Here is a 25,517-nt window from a genome sequence, read left to right as displayed (position 1 = left end):
GCTCCACATGCTGCTTTCTCTCGAACCCCGCGGCCAGCAATCGCGCCTGATGCTCTGGTGCTCGCCGCTCTTGGCCGCCGTGTTGACCCTGGGCTGCGGCTCGCTGCTGTTTATCGCCCTTGGGCATGACCCGTTGCAAACGTTGTACACCCTGTTGATCGCCCCGATCAGCGACCTGTACGGCGTGTCCGAATGGCTGGTCAAGACCTTGCCGATCCTGCTCTGCGCCCTCGGCCTGGCAGTGGCCTATCAGGCGCGAATCTGGAATATCGGCGCCGAAGGCCAATTGCTCCTGGGCGCCCTGGCCGGCAGTGCCGTGGCGGTGAACATCATCAACGTGCAAAGCCGCTGGGCATTGGTGTTGATCCTGCTGACCGGCACCCTGGCCGGGGCGGCTTGGGCCGCGCTCACGGCGTGGCTGCGCACGCGCTTCAACGCCAACGAGATCCTGACCAGCATCATGCTCAATTACATCGCCCTGAACCTGCTGCTCTTTTGCGTCCACGGGCCGTTGAAAGACCCGGCGGGGTTCAACTTCCCGGAGTCGGCGATGTTCGGCGAGGCCAGTCGCCTGCCGTTGCTGCTGGACGATGGCCGGGTCCATGCCGGGCTGTATTTCGCCCTGCTGGCGCTGGTAGCGGTGTGGGTCTTGCTGCAGAAAAGCTTCGTTGGTTTTCAGATCAAGGTGCTGGGCCTCGATGCCCGCGCCGCTGGTTTTGCCGGCTTTCGCCAGAAGCCGCTGGTGTGGCTGGCGCTGCTGATCAGCGGTGCGCTGGCCGGTCTGGCCGGCGTCTGCGAAGTCGCCGGGCCGATCGGCCAACTGGTGCCGCAGGTGTCGCCGGGCTATGGCTATGCGGCGATTACCGTGGCGTTCCTCGGGCGCCTCAATCCCATCGGCATTCTGTTTGCCAGCCTGTTGATGGCCCTGCTGTATATCGGTGGTGAGAGTGCGCAGATGTCGCTGAACCTGCCCCAGGCAATCACCCAGTTGTTCCAGGGGATGATGCTGTTTTTCCTGTTGGCCTGCGACGTGCTGATTCTCTACCGGCCACGCCTGAACCTGCGCTGGACCCGGCGCGCCCAAACTACCGCGGTACAGGCAGGAGTCTTGTGATGGATATCGACCTGTTGAGCAATATTTTCTATGCCATGGTTCGCTGCGGCACACCGCTGCTGCTGGTGGCCCTGGGTGAGTTGGTTTGCGAAAAAAGCGGCGTCCTGAACCTGGGCCAGGAAGGCATGATGCTGTTCGGCGCGGTGATTGGTTTTATCGTCGCGTTCAACAGCGGCCACCTCTGGCTCGGCGTGCTGTTGGCAATGGCTGCGGGGATGCTGTTGTCGGCATTGTTCGCGCTGGTGGCGCTGGTGTTCAACGCCAATCAGGTTGCTACCGGACTGGCGCTGACGATTTTCGGCGTGGGCCTGTCGAGCTTTGTCGGGGCGGCCTGGGTCGGTAGACCGCTGGCGGGCTTCGAGCCGCTGGCCATTCCCTACTTGAGTGACATCCCGCTGATCGGACGAATGCTGTTCGCCCAGGACCTGCTGGTGTACCTCTCCTTTGCGCTGTTTGCGCTGGTGGCGTGGGTGATCGTGAAAAGCCGCGCCGGATTGATCATCCAGGCTGTCGGCGAGAACCCCGATGCCGCCAGTGCCATGGGCCTGCCGGTGTTGCGGGTGCGGACCCTGGCGGTGCTGTTTGGCGGCGCCATGGCCGGGTTGGCCGGCGCCTATCTGTCACTGGCCTACACGCCGATGTGGGCCGAGAACATGAGCGCCGGGCGCGGCTGGATCGCCCTGGCGCTGGTGGTGTTCGCCAGTTGGCGGGTGTGGCGCCTGCTGCTGGGCGCCTACCTGTTCGGTCTCGCCAGCATCCTGCACCTGGTGGCCCAGGGGTTGGGGTTGGCGATTCCGTCGAGCCTGCTGGCGATGCTGCCCTATGCCGCGACCATTTTGGTGCTGGTATTGCTGTCCCGGGATGCCGTGCGCACGCGACTGTATGCGCCGGTGTCCCTGGGGCAGCCTTGGCAGGCGGGGCATTGAGACAGACCGCGGCGCGCCTATCGCGAGCAAGCTCGCTCCCACACTTGACCAGGGTGAACACTGAATTCAGGTTTGACTCAGCTCCCCCTGTGGGAGCGAGCTTGCTCGCGATGAGGCCCGAACAGGCAACACCTGAACCAAACCCCACACCACTTCGAAAAACAGGAAAACCCACAACACCGCACTGGCTCCATGAAGCAGCGCATACAGCATCCAGGCCGAGAACAGAAACCGCCCCACCGCGTCATAACGCCCGTACAGTAGCTGCGGATCCCGAATCCGCAGCACCGCCCACACGCAGACAATCGAGCCCATCAGATTCACCATCAGCACATGCGCCGGCGCAAATGGTGGCAGGTCCCCAGGCAGGTCAAAGAGCTGAGTCATGCTCATCAACACACCGTGCACCGCCGCAAAGCTCCACGGCGTGGCCAGCGCGGCCGACACGATCAGGTCGTACCAGGCGCTGCCAAGCACCACCCGGCGATATTGCATCGAACTCCACATACACGTTGCTCCAGATAATCGAGGAGCAAAGAGGCTAAAGCCTGGGGTATGCTCCAAGGTCAAGTCCTCTGGAGCTTCGCAATGCGTATCGGTGAATTAGCCCAAGCCTGCGCCGTCAGTCGAGACACGCTGCGTTTCTACGAGCAACGTGGCCTGATCGCAGCATCGCGCAGCGCCAATGGCTATCGCGACTACCCCGCCGACATCGTCCAACTGGTGCTCTATATCAAGACCGCCCAGCGCCTGGGCTTTACCCTGGGTGAGATCGGCGCGAGCGTCGCCGCCCTGTGGAACGCCCCCGACCCGGACTGCGCCGTGACGCAATTGCTGCAAGACAAGCTGAACCTGATCGAAACCCGCATGACCGAACTCGACGCGTTGCGTCAAGAGCTGAAACAACGGCTCGGGCAACGTTGTCCATTAAACCCGTGACCTTTTTCTTTCAAGGATGCCCCTCATGACTTCGGCAAGAAACGCATTGATCATCGGCGCCTCCCGGGGCCTGGGCCTCGGCCTGGTGAAGACGCTGCTCAGCGATGGCTGGAACGTGACCGCCACCGTGCGCAACCCGCAGAACGCCGAGGCTTTGAAAGCGCTGGGCCCGGTGCGGATCGAAAAGCTCGACATGGACGACCAGCAAGCCGTCATCGCCTTGAGCCAGCAGCTCAAGGGCGAGACCTTCGACCTGTTGTTCGTCAACGCCGGGGTCAAGGGCCCGGATAACCAGAGCCCGGGCGGCGCGACGCTGGCCGAAGTCGGCCAGCTGTTCTTCACCAACGCGGTGGCGCCGATCAACCTGGCCCAGCGCTTCGTCGGCCAGATCCGCGACGGCAGCGGCGTGCTGGCCTTCATGAGTTCAGTGCTGGGCAGCGTGACCATGCCCGACGCGCCGGAACTGGCGCTGTACAAGGCCAGCAAGGCAGCGCTCAATTCCATGACCAACAGCTTCGTCAGCCAACTGGGCGAGCAGTCATTGACGGTACTGTCGCTGCACCCGGGCTGGGTGAAAACCGACATGGGCGGCGAAGGCGCGGACCTCGATGTCGAGACCAGCACCCGTGGGCTGATCGACCAAGTGAATGCCTTCGCCGGCAAGGGTGGGCATCACTTCGTCAACTACAAGGGCGAAACAATCCCCTGGTAACCACCCGATACCCTGTGGGAGCGAGCTTGCTCGCGATGGCGCCTGATCAGTCGACATTGATGCTGAATATCAGGCCGCTATCGCGAGCAAGCTCGCTCCCACCAAGCCCTCTCCTACATTGAAACCTGGCTCAGGCACTGGAAATGTGTCCGGCGACCTGAGTAAACTCCGCACCTCGCCCTATCCAATGGGCGACCCTGGATCAGCAGACAGGGCATCACTGAGCTGGCTAACCTGAACCCACTTTCAGAGGAGCCGGCCACCATGCCTGCGACCCGTACCTGGTTAAAAAATCCCCTCGCCATTTTCACGGCCAACGACCTCGATGCCCGTGGCGGTCTCGTCCTGCAGGACGGTGTGATCGTCGAACTGCTGAGCGCCGGCCAACAACCCGCCCAGCCCTGTGACCACGTCTTCGACGCGCGAGAGCATGTGATCCTGCCGGGGTTGATCAACACCCATCATCACTTCTACCAAACCCTGACCCGCGCCTGGGCGCCGGTGGTGAACCAGCCGTTGTTCCCCTGGCTGAAAACCCTCTACCCGGTATGGGCGCGGCTGACCCCGGAAAAACTCGCCCTGGCGAGCAAAGTGGCCTTGGCCGAGTTGCTGCTGTCGGGCTGCACCACGGCGGCCGACCATCATTACCTGTTTCCCCAGGGCCTGGAAAATGCCATCGACGTGCAAGTGCAAAGTGTCCGTGAGCTGGGCATGCGCGCGATGCTGACCCGTGGCTCCATGAGCCTGGGCGAGGCCGACGGTGGGCTGCCACCGCAACAGACCGTGCAGCAGGGCGAGGTGATTCTTGACGACAGCCAGCGCTTGATCGCCGAATACCACGAGCGCGGCGACGGCGCGCAGATCCAGATTGCCCTGGCGCCCTGCTCACCTTTTTCGGTCACGCCACAGATCATGCGTGCCAGTGCCGAGTTGGCGGAGAAGCTCGACGTACGCTTGCACACGCACCTGGCCGAAACCCTCGACGAAGAAGCGTTCTGCCTGCAACGCTTCGGCCTGCGCACCGTGGATTACCTGGACAGCGTCGGCTGGCTCGGCCCACGCACTTGGCTGGCCCACGGCATTCATTTCAACCCGGACGAAATCGCCCGACTTGGTGCCGCCGGCACCGGTATCTGCCATTGCCCCAGTTCGAACATGCGCCTGGCCTCGGGCATTTGCCCGACCCTGGAGCTGACCGCCGCCGGCGCCCCCGTGGGCCTGGGTGTCGACGGCTCGGCATCCAACGATGCCTCGAACATGATCCTCGAAACCCGCCAGGCGCTGTACATCCAGCGCCTGCGCTACGGCGCGCAAGCGATTACGCCGGAGCGCGTACTGGGCTGGGCGACCCGGGGCTCGGCGCAACTGCTCGGGCGCAGCGATATCGGCGAATTGGCCGTGGGCAAACAGGCCGACCTGGCGCTGTTCAAGCTCGATGAGCTGCGCTTCTCCGGCAGCCATGACCCGGTCTCGGCCCTGCTGCTGTGCGGCGCGGACCGGGCGGATCGGGTGATGATCGGTGGGCAATGGCGGGTGATCGACGGGCAAGTCGAGGGGTTGGACTTGAAGGGCTTGATTGCCGATCACAGCCAGGCGGCGCGGGAATTGATCGCCGGCGCCTGACCCCAACCCAAATCCCCTGTGGGAGCGAGCTTGCTCGCGATAGCGGCCTGACATTCAACTTCAATGCTGTTTGTCTGGCGCCATCGCGAGCAAGCTCGCTCCCACAGGGGGATGGTGCTGGGCTCAGAGGCCCAGCAGGGACAACATGATAAACGTCGCGAACAACACAAAATGGGTCATGCCTTCGATGGCATTGGTTTCACCATCGTTGAGGTTGATTGCGCAGACGATCAGGGTGATGAAAATCATCACCGTCTGCACCGGGGTCATCGCCATCTGGAAAGGCTGGCCGGTGTAGAGGGCCATGGCTTCCATCACCGGTACGGTGAGGATCACGGTGGACAACGAAGCCCCCAGCGCGATGTTCACCACCGCCTGCATGCGATTGGCGAGGGCCGCGCGCAGGGCGGTGAGGATTTCCGGCGCGGCGGAGATCGCCGCTACCAGGATCGCCGTGACCACGGGCGGAGCACCCGAGCCTTCCAGCCCCAGGTCGATGGCCTTGGACATCACTTCAGCCAACGCACCGATCACCACCACGCCAAACACCAGCGCACTGATGGAAATCGTCAGGCTGACAGGTTCCGGTTCGTTTTCCACCGGTTCTTTCTTGCGGCGCTTTTCCGGGTAGCTGTAGCTGAAGAAGTAACTGTGGGGCCCGACCTGCATGCGCAGGAACAGCGTATACAACACGATCATCGCGCCGATGGTGAAGGCAGAATAGGTTTTCCAGCTATCCCGGGGGATGAACTCCGGCACCACCATCGACACGCCCATGGCCGTGAGAATCATCACACTGTAGGTGCGCGCCGAATCGTCGTTGTAGACCTGCTCGCCATGCTTGATCCCGCCCATCAGCGCCGCGAGCCCGAGGATGCCGTTGATGTCGAGCACGAGCGATTTCTGGACATGTCAAATATTGCTTAATTGTTTTATTCATACATATCAGCAATTTACCAAGTTTATTGAAATTTTTCTGACATTCAAATTTGACACCACCTGGTCGAAAGCTACGCTCAAGCTACTGAGTGGAGGGCAATGTCGATGCAGTACCGCCTCGCCGAAGAAGGCCTAATCCATTTCCGTATGCGAGATCCGTTGAAGCGGTCAGGCTGGCGACTTGCCATTGTTCCCTTTCCATCATCGGTGCATCTAAATGACGTAATACTCCTCTGTGACAGCACCGTGCAGCTGTGTACCACAGCAGCCGTTGAGACCAAGTTGGGATACGTATGCGGCTTACGGCGAAAGTTGAATTTTCTAGCAAGTTGGAAGAGTCGGCTCCCTAGAACAGGAAACGATTGGAGGCCATTCTGTCTCGCACACTTTGACTTTCATCTGTCCGACATCACCTGCTCTAGCGCCTCGTTCATGAGTCGAAAATCATCTTGGTCTTTCGCGCGAGCTTTATACAAGCAGTTGAAGATCGACGGGCGCATGCCTTGGAATGTGCCAATTCCGACAGTGAAGATGGGAGGAGCAACACTCGGGTTCGAAGATAGTGCGACTCGGACCGTACTTGGTGAGAGTCGAGACGCGGTGGATTTCAATGGCCAGACTCTCCCTAAGAAATACTTGGTGGATCTAAGCTTCGCATTACCCGAAGAAGAGTACATTAATACAATTGAATCCAAACTTAAATTAGCATCATCTGCGGTTCGCGAAGGGTGTCATGAGTATTGGACCAGGATGAAAATAGCGCACGCCAATGGACAAAAAGCTATCGGCGCGATTAGCAAGGATCAAATCGAGGAAGTGCTAGCCTCAGGAATGTATCTCGCCAATAAAAAATTAGCTTTATGCGATCCGAGATCACCTATGGGGATTAACTGGTTCTTGGCCGTAGCTAATTACTACCTACTAAACGATCCTAACTTGAATCCTATTTCATTTACATCTTTAGCAAGGCAATATCCATTTTTTAGAAGCCTTAAATCTTCACCAAATTTCAAACGCCTTATCGGGCCAGCGTTGCGAAAGCTTGCTGGGGTTGGAAATGACGACAGAATGCCGACAACTGAAATACTGAATAGGTTACTTGGATTGTTATCCATAAGAGACTGCTCAGCGGCGGCCGCACTACTGACTATTGAGAATCCAAATTTTAATTCAATGGCGCTTCAACAAGCAAAATTAATAGATGACGAAGGTAACAGCTTTTATACCATCACAATCAACGGAAACGTTGTCTTCAGTGTAGAAAAGCCAAGAGCACGGGCGCGGAAGTCATCATCTCTTTCGCCTATCTCTGAGATGATAATGGATGATCTGATTCGATCGACTTATATAATCCGAGAAAAAATGTCGGCCGCATGCGATGAGCGGTATTGTTATCTATTTTTAGTATCCCATAAAACTACTATGGGAACTACAATGGATATAGATTCAAAAATGAATGGCGGATGGGGATTAAACCTTTATGACGCCATATATCTTAACAACAGCGTGCCCCAATTAAAGCCAGACACATTCACGCTTTCAAACATCCGCAATACAGAAGGCATCATCGAATTCCTCGCCAAAGGCAGCTTAGCTGCCATGGCAAAAAAATTGGGCAATACAATTCATAGTGTAATCGAATCATACATACCGCCTTGGCTAATAGAGCACTGGTGTGAAAGGCTAATTCGAAGGTTTCATCAAAAGCTTGTGATCGTTGCTAATGCCAAAACACCATGGTTACTTCCAGCTTCCGATTTTACTTCGCATGAACAGATTATTGAGTTTGTTAAAAGCATGCTGATGGAAGGAAGAGAAGGGGATGCATTCACCAAAGTTATTGAAGAGAGGTTTGGAAGCGAGAACAAAACCAAAGCTTCTGAAGTTTTGTTCATAAACCTGAAGCCCGACTCATTAGCTGCCCTGTACGCGTATGAAAACTTGTTGGACAGTGGGTCTACCACTGCAACCATGGAGAATCTCAATGAGGAAGAAGCTAAGCTTGTAGCGTTGGCTAGGCTGATGAGGTGCGTAGCTGAGAATCCAGCTAGTTCGACCTCTGACATTTCGGCAAATATAGAACTGCAAGGTGAGTCTCTGGCTGAATTCAAGCTTATCCATTGGCGCGCCTGTGAGTTAGCAAAGGATTTCTTGGCACGGTTTCGTTCCGCAACGGTCTTCTATAAGGATTAGGTCAATGGGAAGATATACGGCGAAACCTATTGACGAAAATTCGGAATTGCAACGTTTGCTGGCTAATGCCAATAGCCTTATGTACCCCCACGCCAACTTAGAAGCAAGGCCATGGTTACTGCAAGGCGATATGGGAAGTAGCTTCTGGTTGGTGAAGAACAATGGTCGCAATAAAGAACTGACCGTGTACTTCAATCACCCTCTTCCAGATGGCACAAATCTTTGCGATCCATGTAATAGGCAAATGTTGCACACCGTCCAGCAAATAGCTGCAATGATACGCAACAATCCGATGGCCTATCCGATAAACGCCCAGCGCTGGATTGAACATGTAGCCACCTCCCTCCAAGTGTGTTCATGGCTTGTCCTCCATGAAGACAAATATGAACCAAAAAAATATGGCTTCATGCGCCTCGACGATAATGCATTGACCAATCTTATGACCGATCTATCAATAGGGAGTTGGACAGAGGCTCTACAATACATCCCGAGGATTATTGAAGCAATTCACACGCTAATAGGATCTAAAGCCTGTCTAACTTCGCTATTGACTACACCGCTTGAACTTCCCGAAAGCTTCATAACGGAGGCCCTGAAATATTTATCCACCAACAAATGGTATACAACAGCACACCAACGGAATGACACCAAAAATAACGGAGTCCTATCACGCAAAAAACTTGGACAACTAATCGGATGTGATGCTGAGCAGTTACGACACGCTCCTAAAATTCGTGTATTTCTTCGGCAATTTGAACCAGAACTACAACATCCAAAGCTATTAATAAAAGCGAGCCCCAGAACAAATCTCCATAGCCAAAATACTATGACACTTGTCGAGGCCAAACATCACCGGCCCACTAAAAAGTCACTGAAGAACCAAGTTGATCTGCTTTCGGCGATTTTCCACTCTCACCTTTTTTTACCTCAACTAGTTCCACCGATAGACATAGATTGTTCGAAAACAATTTTAGAACTGAAAGGTAACACCCAGCCTTCTAAGCACCATAATACATTACGCTTGGGAATTGGACTACACCTCCTTCAACAAGCATGCAAATGGGTAGTTCTCTATGGGGATGGTATAGTTGAAGCGTGCCTGTTTTATGCCCAGGAATTCAAGCAGTATGACAATCTCGAACCGAGTTCGCGCTCAAGGGAACTCGATAAACTATACAACTCTACATCCAATATGTGGCTCTCGACCCCAATTGAAGGACTGGTGGAAAGACCTCTAGCAATTGAGTTAAACATCAAATCCCGGCAACTCAAAGCCGCAAGAAGCATAGATCCGAAACAAATGTCTTTTCATCAAGTGGTCAACGGTTACATTGGAGCCTGCGCTATTTTAATCGGAATGCTTAAGCCTATCCGAGAAGACGAACTGGTCCACCTCGCAAGAAAATCTATGCTTCTATCGACCTTCGATGAGGGACTTTGGCTAGAACATACAGCAGGCAAAAAAGGAATGAATGGAGTTAATCCTACAATTCAAAGACCTATACCATCTATAGTCGGCCAGGCAATCAGTCAGTTACAACACCTAGGAGAAAACCTAAAAAAAATAAATGAGGATTCCAATGCTCATTCCGATGAACTGTTCTACTTCCCCACAACTAAAACATTCCCTTACTCAGATGGTAAATCTCTCAAACATCGAGTGGCTCGCGCTATGGATACGTTCTGCGATATCGTAGAAACCACGGTCGATGACTCAGGTTGCAGGTGGTACGTACGAATTCATGAACTACGACGTTTCTTTATTCACACAATCTACCGCCACGAGACTAGTCACGTACTTGACGCTATCGGCTGGTATGTTGGACACGTGGATGCAGAGCACACTAAGGCTTACTATGAAGACACCCTACGCGGAGAAGAATTACAAGGCTATGAGATTGAATCTGTAGCATCCCGCTTGATAGATTTTGGAGCACGACATCTAGCCGTCAAAGAAAATCCAGGCACAGCAGTTTTGTATAAAAAAGTTTGCGACGCTCATAACGTAAAAAGTCTTTCTGGTGTGCCAGCGGAGGACTATCAGAACACAATCAAAAGAATGCTAGCGGCTGGAGAATTCAGCATCCGGCACTACATTGTTCGCTTTCATGCAGAGGACATCCAAGAGATGGACATCGAAATCGCAATTATCGTTGGAAATAACGCTGATGAAAACGTCTACTAATACGCAAGTAATTGAGCGATTCGAGTGGCTGTACCAAGTCAAAAACAAAGAAATAGCTCTGAGCTTCGAACAAATGGAACTCTTTGAAACAACGAAGAAATTCTGTACTTTAGAAATACCGGGACGGTTCAAACCAGTATCTTATAATAGTTTAAAAAAATATTGCCTATCACTTACGCTCCCTTCCCACTTGAGAACTTCAGAGAGTGTATGGAATCATTTACTCCGACTTAGAGAGGATGCTTACAAGTCTACCCTTGTGTCGTACTCGGAAACCACGGAAATTGAGGCAGAGCAACTTTTATCGGAGATGTCTAGACACATGCATCGATATGAAACCGCTTATTTTTCTCTCTTCCGCGAAATAAGATCAATCGCAGAATCGGATCCGAACCTACCCGATTTATCTCGAAAGAGATTGACACAGATTCTTAGCCAGTCAAAAGCTATTCACATGACATCATTCGCTAACCTCGCCCGTTATGATGAGTCTGCAAACCTCAAAATAATTGACGGAGGTAAATCCTAATGCAATTGTTCGGATCAGTAGACACAGTTAAAATCCCTTCGTCTATCGGGTATCGAGAACCGGCATCCGTAACCTACCGCACTTATAGTACTTTATACCACCTGACTTGGCCCAATGGCGCGCCTTGTGCTCTAGCGAATGAGTGGCTGCGCCAACAGAGCCGAAAAAAAGGTGGTAATGATAGAACCGAAACCTCACGGACTTACGCTTCACAACTATCCTTTTTATTGAGACACTGTTACAAGTACCGCCTGGATTTTTTCGACTTGCGCGATGAAGACATTCAACGATTAGTAACTTATCTGAAGGAAGAGAGCATTGTAAAAAAAGGGATAGTCCGAAACCGCCGAAATAACAATCAAATCATTGCTATAATACAAACAATCATCCGATTCCTGCGGTGGCTTCAGATTCAGTTCACACTCAATGGTGACGCGATTCTGCTAGGCGATGAGTCATCGAGCGCTCAGATACATATCACCATTGGCCGCAACCCGAAGACTGGTCGTACTACTTACACGCATGCAAGCATGCCAAAACAAGTAGCTCCAAAGGGAGATAAAATTCCAATCCCCGATGAATACATAAGTAAATTAAGGGATACCATTTTTCATAAGTGCTACGGTGACCCCACAGCGGTGCCCATAGATGAACCAATCGAAAAATCTAGCGTTAGAATCGTAAAAAATCGTTATATCTATGAGCGCCGAATGTTTTCTGTTCTCATGTTCAAAATTAGCGGACTCAGGCCCATGGAGCTATGTAAGATTCCATTAAACGAAAACAAAAACCTAATCAAAGAGCGTGCGGTATACCTTCCAACTGGAAAAACAAGAAACAACGATCTTCCGTTAAGAAAATTTCCTCTTTCCATTGGCGAGGCCAATCGAATAGAAAAGTATTTTAATGCGCGTTCAGAGTTCTTATCTGCTATGGACAAGAACATAATTAACCCCGATGCAACACACGCGATATTACTCACCGACGACTGTCAGCCCTTGAATGAAAAATCACTAACTCGGGATTTTTCACGGCTAGTTGATGCGGCGGGGCTAGGCAATGTGAAACTGTGCCTATCGATGTTTAGACACAGATTCATAACCATTGAAATTCTTCTAGAAATGCAAAGGGCGACCAATAACCCTAATGTGGCTGCCATTTGGAATGAAGGGATTCGCCATAGTATTTGCGCGATTGTCGCTGCAAAAACAGGTCACGGGAGCGCGGAGTCACTATTTACATACTTCCATGAAGCATATAAATTCAGCACGAAATTTGACACATATAGTGAGGCGATTGAGCATCTCAGACAGTTGGATGACAAACTCGAAGACCTTACTGTCATGGGCTATGAGATTCGCAGAGCATTGGCGTCAAACCAAGTGGATTTTGCGTTCGCGGAAAGTACACTTGAATCACTGGAGAAGATAAAGTCTGACGTTGAAGCACTTAAGACGGTAGCGCTTAAAAATCAGCTTTAAGCTTACGACTCGCTGCGTAAACTTCGTGCCAAGCGCACCACTGAGACCATCATAATGCCGGCAATGACTCCAATGCCCGCCTCGGGGAGATATCCTTGCAGGTGAGGTTTCAGGGTTGCAGGAATCAACCAGCTTGGTACCTCTGACATGGCTTGTGCGATGAACGATCCGCCTACGAAGAACATCGCTATTGTTCCTATCCATGACAGCAACTTCATTAGCTTCGGTGCGACAGCAATAAGTCCTGCCCCTACGCTTCGTACCGCTTGCGCGAAGACGCCATGGGTGGTGACTTTCTTCATGCGCAACCCCAGGTCATCGATCCGGACAATGCCGGCGACCAGGCCGTAAACACCAAACGTGACCAACAGGGCGATCAGGCTCAGAGTAGCGACTTGCTGAAGGAAAGGCGCTTCAGATACAACATTCAACGTGATGACTACGATTTCAGCGCTCAACACGAAATCCGTAGTGATAGCGCCTTTAATCTTCTTGGCCTCATACCTCTTCGCCTCTTCTTCGCTGAGCACCTTCACCTTGCGCGCGCCATCCCCTTTGTCTTTGGGAGTGAGCTTCTCAATCAAAGACTCGATGCCCTCATAGCAGAGGTATATGCCGCCGATGACCAGAAGCCCGTGCACGATCACTGGAGAGATGTAATTCAGCCCAAGCGCCAAGGGAACCAGGATGGCCTTGTTAACAAGCGATCCCTTCAGGACGGCCCACACCACCGGCAACTCACGATCCGCCTTGAGTTCAACCACCTTCTCCGCATTCACTGCCAAGTCATCGGTGAGGACGCTCGCCGTCTTCTTTGCCGCCACCTTGCTCATCACGGAGATGTCGTCCAGCAGCGTTGCAATGTCGTCAAATAATGCAAAAAAACTGCTCGCCATCAGTTAACTCCTTCGGCCCACTCCCTAGACAGCAGTGACGTCTCGACGTTCTCTTCAGCGTACAGTCGTGGACGTAGGACTCGATGTGCAACTGCGGATCAGCTCAGCAGCGTTCGTAAAAACTCGCGAACCAATATCTTACGAACGACTGCTTTTGAGCTATTCACAGTGGGGATCCGCAATCCAAATCGCCGGACGAAAGATGAATTGGGTTTTTCATTGTGCGTGATTGGTTACTTTGCCGTACGTGGTCTAGCATGGCGCTACTAATTGCCCACAATTACGGATATCCGAGCTTCTGGACTCCATCGTTGGAAGGGCCTCCAACAACTAGATGCGCAGGCCCCCACAACGATCATGAAAATTGACTACGTCGAGCTAAAACAGTACAGAAACTTCGCTGACGCCCACGTAAATTTTGCCAAGAACAGTCTGGTGATCGGAAGCAACGACGTTGGCAAAACGAACATGATTCATGCGTTGCGACTCTTACTGGACAAGAGCCTATCGGACGCAGATATAGAACCCTCGACACGCGATTTCCATTGCGCGCAGGATGGCACTCAGGCCGACTCCTTTTCCATCCGTATTGCATTCTCTGAGGTGACCCAGGACGCTGTACTTTCCCAGCTCAAGGGCCTAGTCAGCGCTGCTGGTCATTTTTTTCTTGAGTTTCGCGCCTACAGCGCGGACCACAGCTACGAGATCGCTGCCGGCCATGACCTCGCCAAGATGGAGGTTCTTCCTAGCCGCTATTATCTGAAGTATCTGCACCTCAAGTACATCCATTCCCAGCGGGATCTGCTGCGCTATATCCGCTCGGAAAAACAGCACCTACTACGTCTCGCGCAGGCTGCGCGCAACCAGACGCAGACTGACGCGGACACTACGCAACTGGTGGCGCTCAGCGAGCTGCTGGAATCCGTGAATAAGGGGGTGAAGAACCTGCACTACGTTGCGGAAGCGACCAAAGATCTGAACGACGAATTGAAGGCGCTCTCCCACCATCACGCTGGCTACAACGTGTCTCTAGATACCGGTGCGATCGGCATTGAGCAGTTCATCGAACAGCTGGAGCTGGGCGCAAGCACCAACGGCTCGCGCGTGATGCTCGGGGGCGATGGTCGCAACAATCAGATCCTCCTGGCCTTGTGGAAGGCCAAGAGCGTGCTGGAGTACGATCAGCACAGCGAGGTGGTGATCTACTGCGTCGAGGAGCCCGAGGCGCACCTGCACCCACACCAGCAACGCAAGCTCGCGAGCTACCTCATCAGCGCACTGCCCGGCCAGACAATTGTTACTTCGCATTCTCCGCAGATCGCTGCAAGCTACCGACCGGACTCGATTGTGCGCCTCCTGCGCGACAACGGAGCGTCCCGCGCGGCGAATCAGGGATGCTCCGATTGCATCGACAGTGCATGGACAGGGCTTGGCTATCGAATGAGCATTCTTCCAGCGGAGGCATTTTTCGCTTCGGCGGTCATGCTGGTAGAGGGGCCATCGGAAATGCTGTTCTACACAGCGCTGGCACGATCGCACAGCTTCGATCTTGATCAGTGCAATGTGTCCCTGCTTTCTGTCGATGGCGTGTCGTTCGAGGTTTACAAGCGCGTGCTTAATGCACTGGAAATTCCATGGTCCATGCGGACCGACAACGATATCTCAAACATATCGCTTGGTCCTCAAGGGGCGCAGGTGACGTGGCGCCAAGTGGCCGGCATCAATCGCGCTCTGGCGATGGCAGGTCTACCTCCACAGCTACATCGCCCAGTGCCTTACGATCAAGCCGCCTCTTTGGCAGATGGCAACTGGCACGCGGTAAGTGCCGCCGTTGCCCCTTCAGGCATTTTTATCTCGCGGATCGATCTAGAGCACGATATCGCCACCGAACTTCCGACGCTGCTAACTGGGTTCAACGGCCATCAATTGGCTGAGGCTGTCACCTACCTACAAGGCAAGAAAGCCATTCGCATGCAGCAGTTCATTGTGCACTGCGGGGGTCTGCTTCGTGCGCCCCTTGATGGGCACCTGTTAAAACCGCTGATCCATTGTATGAACGCAGCTGCGCAGGCCTAGTAATGACAGTTTTCACGCCGAGTTTGGAACAAAACCAAGCCATTCAATGCGAGGGCGACATGGTTATCGTCGCCCGCCCCGGAAGCGGAAAAACTAGCGTCCTGTCATGCAAGGTCCGAAATTTGGTGTCCGAACTACGCCCCTATCAGGGCATCATCGCCATTTCCTTTACGAACAAAGCGAGCGATGAGCTGGAGCGACGCTGCAAGGCCGACGCCTTCGATGTGAAAAGCTCTTTCTTCGGCACGATCGACGATTTTTGCTTACGCGAAATTGTTTTTCCGTTCGCGCGACAGTTGATGCCTCTGGCCGCTGAATTGGAAACGGTCAAGGTTGGAGAGCTACCTGAATCGGTGAGGCGCATGCTGCCAGCAACACCAATTCAAAACGGGTCCGTTGCAAACACGGCCGAGTTTCTACCGTTCTTGCAGGAGGCACTCGCACAGGGGTTCGTCCCTCTGGAAGCCGTGGGTATGCTCGCCAGCCATGTGATCGACCAGTCCCTTGCCTGCCAGAAATACCTCACGGCAAGGTATTGCGGCGTGTTTATCGATGAATACCAAGACAGCGGGTACTTCCAACACCAACTCTTTTTGAAGCTCAAGAGTCTGGGGTTAACCGCCGTTGCAGTCGGCGACGTTGACCAGTCCATTTATGTTTTCGCGCATAAGGATCCGCGCTACCTGCTAGCACTTACGGTTCCGGGCAGCGGCTTTGCCTACTTCGCCATCACCACCAACTTTCGAAGTCATCCATCCATTAGCGACTTTGCACTTCGCCTGCTCAACCCAAATCACCCGATCGCGCCGACGAACGAAATGCGGGTGTTAATTAAGACGATCGATGGGAACCAGCGTGCAATGGGTACTTGGTTAGAAACAGCCATTCCTCATCTCATGCAACACTTTCAAGTGGAGTCGGCCGGAAGGGTCGCCATTCTGTGCCGACATCAGCACTCGGCTAGATTGATTGCCGACCACTTGAATCTTGGCCACCATCTTGTCGAGGTGCCCCCCTTCGAAACCACACCGTCGGCCGAGGCTGGCATTTACTCGGATCTGCTGAGTTTGCGCTACGACCAACAGCTGACCGCCGAAACACTGATTGAGCGCGCCGGTGCGCTCAAGCTTGCCTCTCAAGAGCGACGTGCACTCCGCCGGGCGATTCTAAGTTGCCGGTCTTGCGTAGAGGGCGACCTGGTGACGACCGTACTCGACGCGGCCATACGTTTAACGGGGCGGCAGTCCTCGCCAGCGGGCACCATGGAACTTAGGGCTATCTGCGAGGATGCCGACAAGCTTCGCAGGTTTCAAAGCCCAAGTCGCGATGCCGTTCAGATAATGACGCTGCACAAGGCGAAAGGGCTGGAATTCGACATCGTTTTCCATGCCGACCTTTACGATCACGTAATCCCGACTCGCCTTTATCCTCCGAATACGTTCCAGGTTATCTTTGCGAATGAAATTCAGTGCCTAAATCTGCATTACGTGGGTATTACACGGGCAATTAAGGCTTGTGTGTTAATGACGTCGACCTCTCGCATCAATGGACAAGGGGAGGTTAAAAACGGTGCTCCATCACAGTTCATCGGGAGGAACGGGACTAGCGCAATATCCATTCCTTGGTAACGTCAAAGATGGGGCAATCCAGTACGCTGCTGAGGAGCAATAGGTTTTTATCGAACCCTGGGACGATTTCGGTAATGCGGCCGATAACGCCCCGGCGCGTTGTTAGCCATCGACCGCAACGAGGTGTTTACTTAGATGACACGTGATGATGAAGGTGTATTGACGTCTACTCTAAGACTCAAAGCAGGCATCATGAACATTAAGCAGCTTCAAGCCGATATAGAAGAACATTTTCAGCTATTCGAGCGTGTTCCGCTCAGAGCTGCTTGGCAGAGGCGAGATGCAAAGGTTTGTTTGATTTGGACGGGAACGGTCTTGATAGCTCTTCTATGGGCCTTGGTAACTGTTCCTAATGTAATGCTTACTGATTTCATCCCTACTCTACTCCCGATATTGATAATCACGATGATATGCGCGATTCACATGGGGGAAGTATCATCACAGGTGCGCGCAACGCGCCTCGGAGCAGGCCCTACAACCTCGCTTACCGAACGCTTGCACTTAAAGCAACAGTGGCTGTGCGCTCGCTATGAATGCACGCCAGAAAAGCTCTTAGACAAAGCACGGGAGATTAGACTCCTGTGGGAGGAGCGCGAGGAAATCCGGAACTTGGCTAGCGACGACACGATGGGGCCGCGCTTCGCTGCATTCCTAAGACTTCCCGACCCCGCGAGATTCATAGGGTTGTTGACTGCTATTGCCGCAATTTTTGCCACTGTAGTGACACTCGGAAGCAACATAGACTCATTTTTCGAGGCGCTGCAAGACTGGAAAACCATCGTGGCCAATATTCTAATTTCGACCGTTTTGCTCGCCGAACTAATACTTCTATGGATTATGGTTACTGGGATGGTAGGTCAAATTGGACCTTCTATTTTGGAGCAAGCTGGACTATTACCTCTGAGTAGACGTCGAGTGTATCGCTATCTATTCACGATGCACATTGCGAGCGAGCCGATCACTCCGTTCGGGAAGAAGTTGCCACTATTTTTGAAAGCAGTATCACTATTATTCGTTCCTATTCCCACTCTATGGACGAAAGCCCGAGCCCGTGTGCTGAGTCAGATCTGATTTAAACCAGTGGGTAATGAGAAGCAAAGCCCCGCGTCGACCACACGACTCAGGCCTTCAAAACATCGCCCTGTAAGTCTTCAGCTTCAGGGCTCCTGGCCGACGTAAATTCTAAAACCACAAATTCTCCTCGGATCTACTCATGATGGTTAAGCGCGCCCCCCAAGATGTTTCGCTTTCGAGCACAGTCACCGTCGCCGACTACCGAGCGTTCAAACGGGCAAAGGACAAGGAAAGCATTGCTGATTTCGTGTACCAGCGATTTCAGGAGCGCTATCTCAGGCCCTTCGAGTCTAAGGAGCATAAGCATGGCTTTGCCATGATGGCATGTGCGTGCCTGATGATCGAAACGCTAGAGGCTTTCTGGACTGGCTCCGCAAAGTCGGGTCTCAGCGGAGTTGCTTTCAGCCGCTTCTTCGACCGTGTTGATCATTTTTCATCCCTGCGAGAACACGGCAGACTCTTCTACAAGCACGTTCGTTGCGGAGTCATGCACCAAGGCGAAACAACCGGTGGGTGGAGAATACGAAGAGATACTTCTCAACTGTTTGATGCCGAAAACCTGGTCGTTGATGCCACACGATTCCTCGCTGCGCTCGAAATATCACTCCGCGAGTATTGTGATTTGCTCAAAGAGTCGCCTTGGGAAAGCGAGGTTTGGAGCCGTCTCCAGATGAAAATGAGGTTTATCTGCGCGGGTGCTCTGGTACCGCCTGAATATCTGGATGTCCCAGCGGCATCGTAGGCGTTCGCCCCTCTGGCCGAAGGCAAAGTGGCTGAACGGCTTCTGCCATTCATCCCCTTGAGGCCCTGCTCCCCAAGCTGGACACTAAACTCGTATGAGACGCTGGAGCAAACACATGACCCAAAGAACATCACAGATCCCTCCTGAAGTCCCGGTAGCCAAGCCGTCCACGGGCTCATCGAGCCAGGTCCGTCCTGTAGCGCCATTGAAGCCTACGAAGCTTTCCCTGGAGAGCCTGTTAGCAGAAACACCTGAGAACAGTCGAGACGAAGCCTGGGAAAAAATGGCGCCGGAGGGAAAGGAATTCTAGTTTGGTAGGATTGCCAGCCCCGAGGAGCCCTCGGCATCTGATTCGCCGAACCTGTCCGATGCGCGATCGGCCCTGATGTAAGGCGATTTTAGCTGGGAGATTCGGCCTCAGAACCCATCGGTAAAGAAACCCCATTTGCCGACCAATTCATTTATTGCGAGCGAAATCCTCGACTCAGCCATCAGCTCCGCAGGCGTGTAACTCAACGCCACCGCAACCGTCATAGCAAACTCATTCAGATCTCCTGGCTCGTATGGCCAGATTTGCAGTTTCATCACCGACGGGTCGTTGGGACTATATTCATCGACAACCTCTACCGCGCCCTCTAAAAGCAGATAATTCGTGAGCGATATGGCCATGGTTTTTTGAAGATAGTCCGCCAACAGCGTCCGCGAATCCAGAAACGTGTCGCCAGCTTCGCCTAGCGCGGGATGGCTGAACGCACGGACGCATAACGATATCAATCGAGGCGACGATACGAGGCTCCTAACGTGACGTAAATCCACCAGCCCTTGATTGAATTCCCATTTCAATTCACCGCGCAAACGATTCTCTAGGTTTGGGTGGGTAGCCATCACCACAAAAGTCGCGCGAACCAGTTGCGAAGTCAAACGCCAACCCCATATTCAAGCCGTTTGAGCATCAGGTAAATCGCCCGGCACCCCTCCTCCGTTGCCAGCAACTCGCACGGTCGCCGACCAGCAAAAGCGGTGCGTTCTTGCTGTACCCAAAGCACTGCACCTTCTCCGAAAAACGACAAAATCGCGTCTACGGCTTCTACATAGCTTGCGATGTAATTGTCGTTATTCTTAACGTTTTTAACCCTAGCTATTTTTCCCGCCGCTGAATGTTGGCTACAGCGAGCCTGAAGCCAACCATCAACACTTATAACCCCACCTGGCATCCCGCACATCTCACAAACACTACCTGATACCACCTCCGCGATCTCGAAAGCGGCACCGATGCTCTCGTCACCGCCGCGATGGTAGATCCTGAGCTGACCGAACTTTTCTTTCACCTGCGTGACCTCCACGTCGAGCGCGCTCAACGGGGCACGTCGCTGAACAAGCCACAAAGTTGCTTGGATCAGATCACCCCAACCGTCATTGCATTCAAAACCGAAGATTGCATCTCCGCAGATGTCTTTCGGAAAAAGCAGAGAGCGGTACTGAGCTGCAAGAATCCTTTCGATTAAATTATTCATTGCCCATTGCCCGCTTTGACCACAACGAAACTCGGGGCCGACCTAGCAATTTTGATGGATAAACCTGTCCGTCCATCAGCTCGTAGCAGGTCCGTTCGTCCGCCTCTTGGATCTCCCGTATTGGCTCCATCAACCAATTGCCTTTTTGATTCAGCCAAGGCGGGGATACGAGCTGAACCTCACGAATGAACTGTCCAGACGTGTCCCTTGAGGCCAAATCCAAGAGGAATTGTACTTTCGAAATCATGAACTGCTGCTGCGAGGAACCCTCCTCGCCTGCCACTTCATATGTGACAAAAAACCACTCGTCATTCGACTTTTGCGAAATGTACTTCCAGCGGCGTACGCCTTCCTCAAGCACGAAGAAATGATTTTCCACACGTGCTTGCTCGTGAGTTTCGAACATATTATGTCTCCAAAATATTGCAATACGTACTATAGTACGCTGCTAACATTTTCTCAATGTGGCCATATACTCCTTTTTAGGAGTAGCGCATGAGGGAGCTTAATGAAGCGTTCGGACAGGCCTTAAGGGATATGCGGCTCAAGGCCAATCTCGCCCAGGTGGACTTTCCACCGAACGTGAGCAGGGAACACATCAGTCTGCTTGAGCGCGGCCTTCGTTCGCCCAGCTTGGACGTAATCGATAAGCTTGCCGAGGTGATTGGCATCTCGCCATTGGCGCTAGTGCTCCAGTGCTATCTATACCGTGATCCATCCAAAGACATCGAGATCCTGGTAGGAATAGCAATGAGCGAGGTCAGGAAAGAAATGATTGCCGGCGCGCCAAAAAAACAGGATCGCGATGAGCCTTAAGCCATGCATAAACGTCCGTCAAGCACGTGTTAGGTGATAAAGATACGCAGTGTGATCGCAGACACTGACGACTATGTGGTTGATGGTCGATCACGCCTTAACGTGTTTCGCTCGTTCACATAAAGGGCCACTGAAACGACGATGATTTCATAATGCTGCTCAGGTAGGCTTTTCTACAGAAGCCAGTACCTATACACAGGGGCGCTCGGACTATCCAAGCGAAATATGTACATGGTTTAGAGATGCCTTGGACATCAGCCCTGGATCGACTGTGATTGATTTAGGTGCCGGTACCGGCAAGCTCACTCGACTGCTGGATTCAATGGAAATTGATGTCATTGCCGTAGAGCCGGTCAAGGCTATGCGAATCGGATTTGCCAAGGGTCTACCGAACGCTCAGATTCTGGAGGGAACAGCCGAATCCATTCCCGTCGGGGCTGGAGCGGCGCAGGCGCTGATATGCGGCCAGGCCTTCCACTGGTTCGCGAATGAAACAGCTCTCTCTGAGATTCATCGAGTGCTCAAGCCGAATGGCCGGCTCGGATTAATCTGGAATGTGCGGGATGAGTCAGTGGACTGGGTAGCCGCCATCACCCAAATCATCACTCCCTACGAAGGCCATACTCCACGCTTTTATACCGGAGACTAGCGGCTACCCTTCAAGACCGGCTACTTCTCAGAGCCCGAATTGACTTGCTTTGATTACATCCATTCAGGCAGCGCCCAGTCTGTCATCTTGGATCGCTTCCTGTCAGTGAGCTTCATCGCGGCTCTACCACCAGCAGAGAAAGAATTGGTGGCTGACCAACTGTTGTCTTTGATTCAGACCCATTCAGCTCTGCGCGGGCGTAAGACGATTGAGTTCCCTTATCAGAATCACGCTTATTCATGTAGCCGTCTGGATTGAATCAGGCCGTTTCCACGTAAAAGTCGCCATGCCATCGCTGAATTGCTGAGGTGGTTGAAGGTAACCAACAGTCAGCACGCCGGGCGATTGAAGCGGGTTTCAACAGCGATGAATTGCAGGTAGCCTCAGCTACCTGCCTTAGTAGCTCCTCTCCACCGGGAGCACTAGCGCGATGACCAGTACGGTGGTTCTGTTCCTACACATATCTGTTCAAGCATCCCGTGCAGTCTTATTCACTGGCCACGCCTAATGGCGTGAAAGGGGCCATAGTCCTGGAGGGTTTGCTGGCACAGGGCGAACCGATGCTGAATACGAAGCCTAGTTGATTCGCATCGGAGAATGTGATCAGTTCTAAACTGGCTTTGTCGAGATAAGACCGAACTCAAACATCACAGCCCTCCTCGATCGAAGCCTAAAACTGCCGATTTGCATCTTTGAGTCCGACTCGATCCTGCTCTACCTCGCAGAAAGGTTTGGCGCTTTGTTTCCTAGGAAGTCGAGGGTATACCACGTCGTAATTGAACCATGATTGGTCTTTAGTCAAACGCATGAGTCATGCCGGTTGATCATGCCGGGGAACCTCGACCAAGATCACTCCATTTTTTTTAACCATCAGCTGCTGATACCTCATTGCAAATAAACGAGCCGTCTTCTCCTCTTCGTCTCTGGCAGGCCACCAATTTGCGAGTTCCAGACGCCTCTGCCGCAACCGATTGAGTCGACGTGGCAACCACCAGACCGGACGAAGGATTGGCGTCTAGTTTCAAACGGCAGCGATCATTGCACACGAAATTGTGGGGCAACTCTGTGACGTGCTATCACGCTCCTGCTTTCCGCTGCTTTCGTTGCGTGTAGTTTGGCAAGCATCTTTGGTGGCTATAGCCGCAGCGCGCTGTTGGAATTTGGTTAAGTTCAATTTTTCAGCACAGGCCAAGATGCGACTCTGTTTTTTCCTAAACGCTTGGCCGCGTAAAGCGCCGAGTCAGCCGCTTTCAAAAGAGAGGCTTGATCCGCCTTGCTAGTTTCTGTGGAAGAAACTCCAAAAGAAGCTGTGACTGTGAAGGTCTGACCGTGGTCCGTAAGGCTCATTTCTTCCAATGATGTTCGTATGGCTTCAGCTCGTGACGCAGCGTCTTTCAATGTGCACTCTGGCAGGATAATAATCAGCTCTTCTCCGCCAAATCGACACGCAATATCGGAAGATCTCATTGATTGCACAATCAAGGCGGAGACTGCACGAAGCACAGCGTCACCTGCTGCGTGGCCATAAGAGTCATTCAGTTGCTTGAAATTATCAAGGTCCATCATGACGACACTGAGGCAAGACCCGTTGCGCTCAGAACGCGCTAGCTCGCGGTTGAGCGTCTCATCCATGAAGCGCCGGTTATACAGTCCGGTGAGAGGATCCTTTATGGACTGTGTTTCCAATACTTGACGCATTCTGCCGTTCGCCAAAGCCAGAGCCGTTTGCTCCGCTACGGCTTCAGCAATCTGGAGCCCCTCCTCCGAAAGATCCTGCAACCCAACTTGGCGGATATGTAATAGCCCCAGGATCTCGCCATAAGCCATTAATGGGAGACAGCAATCGGTCACTCGGTCGGGGCCCGACGTCGGTGGGTAATGAGGGCAGCAAAGATCGTGGTGATGCTCAGTCAAATGCCATCGCCCTTGCCTGATCGCCCAGCAATCTTTGGGGTTGAGTATGACATCACTGCCTTCCTCCTGAGCCTGTCCCCACGACGCAGCTTGTTGGAGGACATCAGCCGAGTTGCGATAGAGAAAAAATTCCCCTTCACTGGCTGGTATCAATCGTTGGCAGTAAGTACTGGCTAGTTGGAGTGTTTCCTTCTGAGACAACTCTGTCTGTACCAACCTCGCCAGCTCAGCGAGAAGGGCGATCTCCCCATTTCGGCGCTTCAAACGCTCCAGACTCTGGCTCAATTGATCGCTGGCCAGGATCGCGGTTGCGGCGGACTCAGCCTGTCGACGAACGCTACGGCGCATGGATAGGTAAATAAAACGACCTAAACCCAGGGTAACGATAAAACTGACAATAGAAATCGCGACGGCCCAGCGAATGTTGTTCAAGAGTTCGCGCTCCAGCGCCGCGAGTTCTTCCGTTTCGTCAGCAATCAGTTCTGCGCCGAGTGTGCGCACGGTGTCCATCAGGTCTTTGCCACCGCCTGCGGCAATCTCCGCCTCTGCCGCATCATTCCCATGAAGACTCACAAGTTTTATCACCTGATCCAAGTGCACCATTCTCAGTTCAGAGTGCCGGGCGAATTCCTCGACCCGCCCAACCTCTTCGGCTGGATCATTTTGATAGGATGCGCGCAGGCTTTTTAGTGCCGAAGGCAATTGGGATACGGCGATATAGTAAGGCTGTAGAAAGGCGTCTTTTTCGGTCAAGGCGTAACCACGTTCACCAGTCTCAGCGTCAACCAACAAGCCCTGAACGTTGCGGATACGATCTATCTGGGCCTCGACAACGTTTCGCTCCAGGCGCGTCTCATTCGTCCAAAATAACGTGATGGGACCAACGGCAGCAGTAACGGCCATGACTAGAGTCGCGGCAACCGTAGCAAAAAGAAGGCTTGCTTTACGTCTAGGCATTGAAGATTACACTCGTAAATACCAAGGTTGTCAGCTAACGGAACGACATCAGAAGCCAGAGCTGACAAACGATTTATCGCATTCCATAAAGAGGTAAGCAAGCTGTATCGCCATGTATCGCCTAGGCTTTAGCCTTGCGCTGATAAGTATGACACTCGATCCTTGGAGTACTGGATTATGACCAAAAAGCCAATCACCGAATATGCACGATGCGACTACGCTTCCCTGCACCGAATACCACAGATCCCACGGGCCAGCACAGTCTCGGTACCGGCAATGGACGTCCGTTCGGAGGCGGGCGACATAGCGCCGATGCAGAATTAGTAGGCTTGCGGGCTAACAGAAATAAGCCATTCCAGCGTGATTGACTGCCTCATTGAGGTGTAGCTTAATTAGTGCCAAGGCCTCGTCAAAACCTTAGGCGAGGCCACTCAGGAACTATGCGGGCTGCGTAGCTGTTGGCTGATCTCGGTTAGCCGGCAGCTACTTGCGGAGTCTACGCGGTGCGTAATGGCAGCGCTAGACTGGACGCACTTAGTTGCAGAGCCTGAACGACTCGGGCTATAAACAGTTTACCGTTAGAGCTTTTTGGTGCGTAGAAATCCCAACG

The 25,517-nt window shown here is 53.0% G+C and carries 19 protein-coding genes and 3 pseudogenes; 15 read left to right on the top strand and 7 right to left on the bottom strand.

Annotation, left to right across the window (positions count from 1 at the left end):
- Positions 1-7: 7 nt before the first annotated feature.
- Both J3P85_RS03360 and J3P85_RS03355 read left to right on the top strand, forming a co-directional pair.
- Complete coding sequence (locus J3P85_RS03360; RefSeq protein ID WP_434704912.1) at positions 8-1,114, top strand: ABC transporter permease; 1,107 nt, start codon at positions 8-10, stop codon at positions 1,112-1,114.
- A complete protein-coding gene (locus tag J3P85_RS03355; RefSeq protein ID WP_434704909.1) occupies positions 1,114-2,040 on the top strand; it encodes an ABC transporter permease in 927 nt (308 codons plus the stop codon). Before J3P85_RS03360 ends, J3P85_RS03355 begins: the two co-directional genes overlap by 1 nt.
- A gap of 66 nt (positions 2,041-2,106) precedes the next feature.
- Here the strand turns inward: J3P85_RS03355 and J3P85_RS03350 are convergent, their stop codons facing one another.
- Positions 2,107-2,547 carry a hypothetical protein gene (locus J3P85_RS03350; protein WP_434704908.1) on the bottom strand — a complete coding sequence of 147 codons (441 nt, stop codon included), beginning with the start codon at positions 2,545-2,547 and terminating at the stop codon, positions 2,107-2,109.
- A gap of 81 nt (positions 2,548-2,628) precedes the next feature.
- Here J3P85_RS03350 and J3P85_RS03345 point away from each other — a divergent pair, with 81 nt between their 5' ends.
- The 3 genes from J3P85_RS03345 (at position 2,629) to J3P85_RS03335 (ending at position 5,314) form a co-directional block, all read left to right on the top strand.
- Positions 2,629-2,979, top strand: a complete 351-nt coding sequence (locus J3P85_RS03345) for a MerR family transcriptional regulator (protein WP_186707958.1) — start codon at positions 2,629-2,631, stop codon at positions 2,977-2,979.
- A gap of 25 nt (positions 2,980-3,004) precedes the next feature.
- Positions 3,005-3,691, top strand: a complete 687-nt coding sequence (locus tag J3P85_RS03340; protein ID WP_186707956.1) for an SDR family oxidoreductase — start codon at positions 3,005-3,007, stop codon at positions 3,689-3,691.
- A 264-nt stretch (positions 3,692-3,955) separates the two neighbouring features.
- Complete coding sequence (locus tag J3P85_RS03335) at positions 3,956-5,314, top strand: 8-oxoguanine deaminase (RefSeq protein ID WP_434704907.1); 1,359 nt, start codon at positions 3,956-3,958, stop codon at positions 5,312-5,314.
- A 123-nt stretch (positions 5,315-5,437) separates the two neighbouring features.
- Here the strand turns inward: J3P85_RS03335 and J3P85_RS03330 are convergent.
- Positions 5,438-6,208: pseudogene (locus J3P85_RS03330) on the bottom strand (calcium:proton antiporter); the annotation flags it as partial.
- Positions 6,209-6,751: 543 nt separating this feature from the next.
- Between J3P85_RS03330 and J3P85_RS03325 the strand changes: the two are divergent.
- From J3P85_RS03325 to J3P85_RS03315, 3 genes are all read left to right on the top strand, one after another.
- Complete coding sequence (locus J3P85_RS03325) at positions 6,752-8,446, top strand: hypothetical protein (RefSeq protein ID WP_434704906.1); 1,695 nt, start codon at positions 6,752-6,754, stop codon at positions 8,444-8,446.
- 4 nt (positions 8,447-8,450) lie between these two features.
- Positions 8,451-10,631: a hypothetical protein gene (locus tag J3P85_RS03320; protein ID WP_434704905.1), complete on the top strand. Its 2,181-nt coding sequence runs from the start codon at positions 8,451-8,453 to the stop codon at positions 10,629-10,631.
- 795 nt (positions 10,632-11,426) lie between these two features.
- Positions 11,427-12,641 carry a hypothetical protein gene (locus J3P85_RS03315; RefSeq protein WP_434704904.1) on the top strand — a complete coding sequence of 405 codons (1,215 nt, stop codon included), beginning with the start codon at positions 11,427-11,429 and terminating at the stop codon, positions 12,639-12,641.
- Positions 12,642-12,643: 2 nt separating this feature from the next.
- Here J3P85_RS03315 and J3P85_RS03310 read toward each other — a convergent pair whose 3' ends face one another.
- A complete protein-coding gene (locus J3P85_RS03310) occupies positions 12,644-13,537 on the bottom strand; it encodes a DUF808 domain-containing protein (protein WP_434704903.1) in 894 nt (297 codons plus the stop codon).
- A 357-nt stretch (positions 13,538-13,894) separates the two neighbouring features.
- On the opposite strand from J3P85_RS03310, the gene J3P85_RS03305 reads away from it, so the two are divergent.
- From J3P85_RS03305 to J3P85_RS03290, 4 genes are all read left to right on the top strand, one after another.
- Positions 13,895-15,613: an ATP-dependent nuclease gene (locus tag J3P85_RS03305; RefSeq protein WP_434704901.1), complete on the top strand. Its 1,719-nt coding sequence runs from the start codon at positions 13,895-13,897 to the stop codon at positions 15,611-15,613.
- Between the two features lie 2 nt (positions 15,614-15,615).
- Positions 15,616-17,241 carry a UvrD-helicase domain-containing protein gene (locus tag J3P85_RS03300; protein WP_434704900.1) on the top strand — a complete coding sequence of 542 codons (1,626 nt, stop codon included), beginning with the start codon at positions 15,616-15,618 and terminating at the stop codon, positions 17,239-17,241.
- A 192-nt stretch (positions 17,242-17,433) separates the two neighbouring features.
- Positions 17,434-18,312: a hypothetical protein gene (locus J3P85_RS03295; protein ID WP_434706318.1), complete on the top strand. Its 879-nt coding sequence runs from the start codon at positions 17,434-17,436 to the stop codon at positions 18,310-18,312.
- 142 nt (positions 18,313-18,454) lie between these two features.
- Positions 18,455-19,057, top strand: coding sequence for a hypothetical protein (locus tag J3P85_RS03290; RefSeq protein WP_434704899.1), 603 nt, complete (start codon positions 18,455-18,457; stop codon positions 19,055-19,057).
- Between the two features lie 417 nt (positions 19,058-19,474).
- On the opposite strand, the gene J3P85_RS03285 is transcribed toward J3P85_RS03290, so the two are convergent.
- Genes J3P85_RS03285 through J3P85_RS03275 form a run of 3 tightly spaced genes read right to left on the bottom strand, consistent with a single transcriptional unit; the run spans position 19,475 to position 20,977 of the window.
- Positions 19,475-19,978 carry a hypothetical protein gene (locus tag J3P85_RS03285; RefSeq protein WP_434704898.1) on the bottom strand — a complete coding sequence of 168 codons (504 nt, stop codon included), beginning with the start codon at positions 19,976-19,978 and terminating at the stop codon, positions 19,475-19,477.
- Positions 19,975-20,571 carry an MbcA/ParS/Xre antitoxin family protein gene (locus J3P85_RS03280; protein ID WP_434704897.1) on the bottom strand — a complete coding sequence of 199 codons (597 nt, stop codon included), beginning with the start codon at positions 20,569-20,571 and terminating at the stop codon, positions 19,975-19,977. Before J3P85_RS03280 ends, J3P85_RS03285 begins: the two co-directional genes overlap by 4 nt.
- Positions 20,564-20,977 (bottom strand): hypothetical protein, encoded by a 414-nt coding sequence (locus tag J3P85_RS03275; protein ID WP_434704896.1) that lies wholly within the window; start codon positions 20,975-20,977, stop codon positions 20,564-20,566. Before J3P85_RS03275 ends, J3P85_RS03280 begins: the two co-directional genes overlap by 8 nt.
- Positions 20,978-21,066: 89 nt before the next feature.
- Between J3P85_RS03275 and J3P85_RS03270 the strand changes: the two genes are divergently transcribed.
- The 3 genes and pseudogenes from J3P85_RS03270 to J3P85_RS03260 all read left to right on the top strand — a co-directional run.
- Complete coding sequence (locus J3P85_RS03270; RefSeq protein ID WP_434704895.1) at positions 21,067-21,387, top strand: helix-turn-helix domain-containing protein; 321 nt, start codon at positions 21,067-21,069, stop codon at positions 21,385-21,387.
- Positions 21,388-21,535: 148 nt separating this feature from the next.
- Positions 21,536-22,294 (top strand): annotated as a pseudogene (locus tag J3P85_RS03265) (class I SAM-dependent methyltransferase); the annotation flags it as partial.
- A gap of 212 nt (positions 22,295-22,506) precedes the next feature.
- Positions 22,507-22,784, top strand: a pseudogene (locus J3P85_RS03260) (glutathione-dependent disulfide-bond oxidoreductase); the annotation flags it as partial.
- Positions 22,785-23,206: 422 nt separating this feature from the next.
- Here J3P85_RS03260 and J3P85_RS03255 read toward each other — a convergent pair.
- Complete coding sequence (locus J3P85_RS03255; RefSeq protein WP_434704894.1) at positions 23,207-24,853, bottom strand: sensor domain-containing diguanylate cyclase; 1,647 nt, start codon at positions 24,851-24,853, stop codon at positions 23,207-23,209.
- Positions 24,854-25,517: the final 664 nt, after the last annotated feature.

Origin of the sequence: Pseudomonas sp. Z1-12, assembly GCF_051132015.1 — a bacterium.
Classification (GTDB): Bacteria; Pseudomonadota; Gammaproteobacteria; order Pseudomonadales; family Pseudomonadaceae; genus Aquipseudomonas; species Aquipseudomonas zanjanensis.
This window is presented reverse-complemented; position numbering and strand designations above follow the sequence as displayed.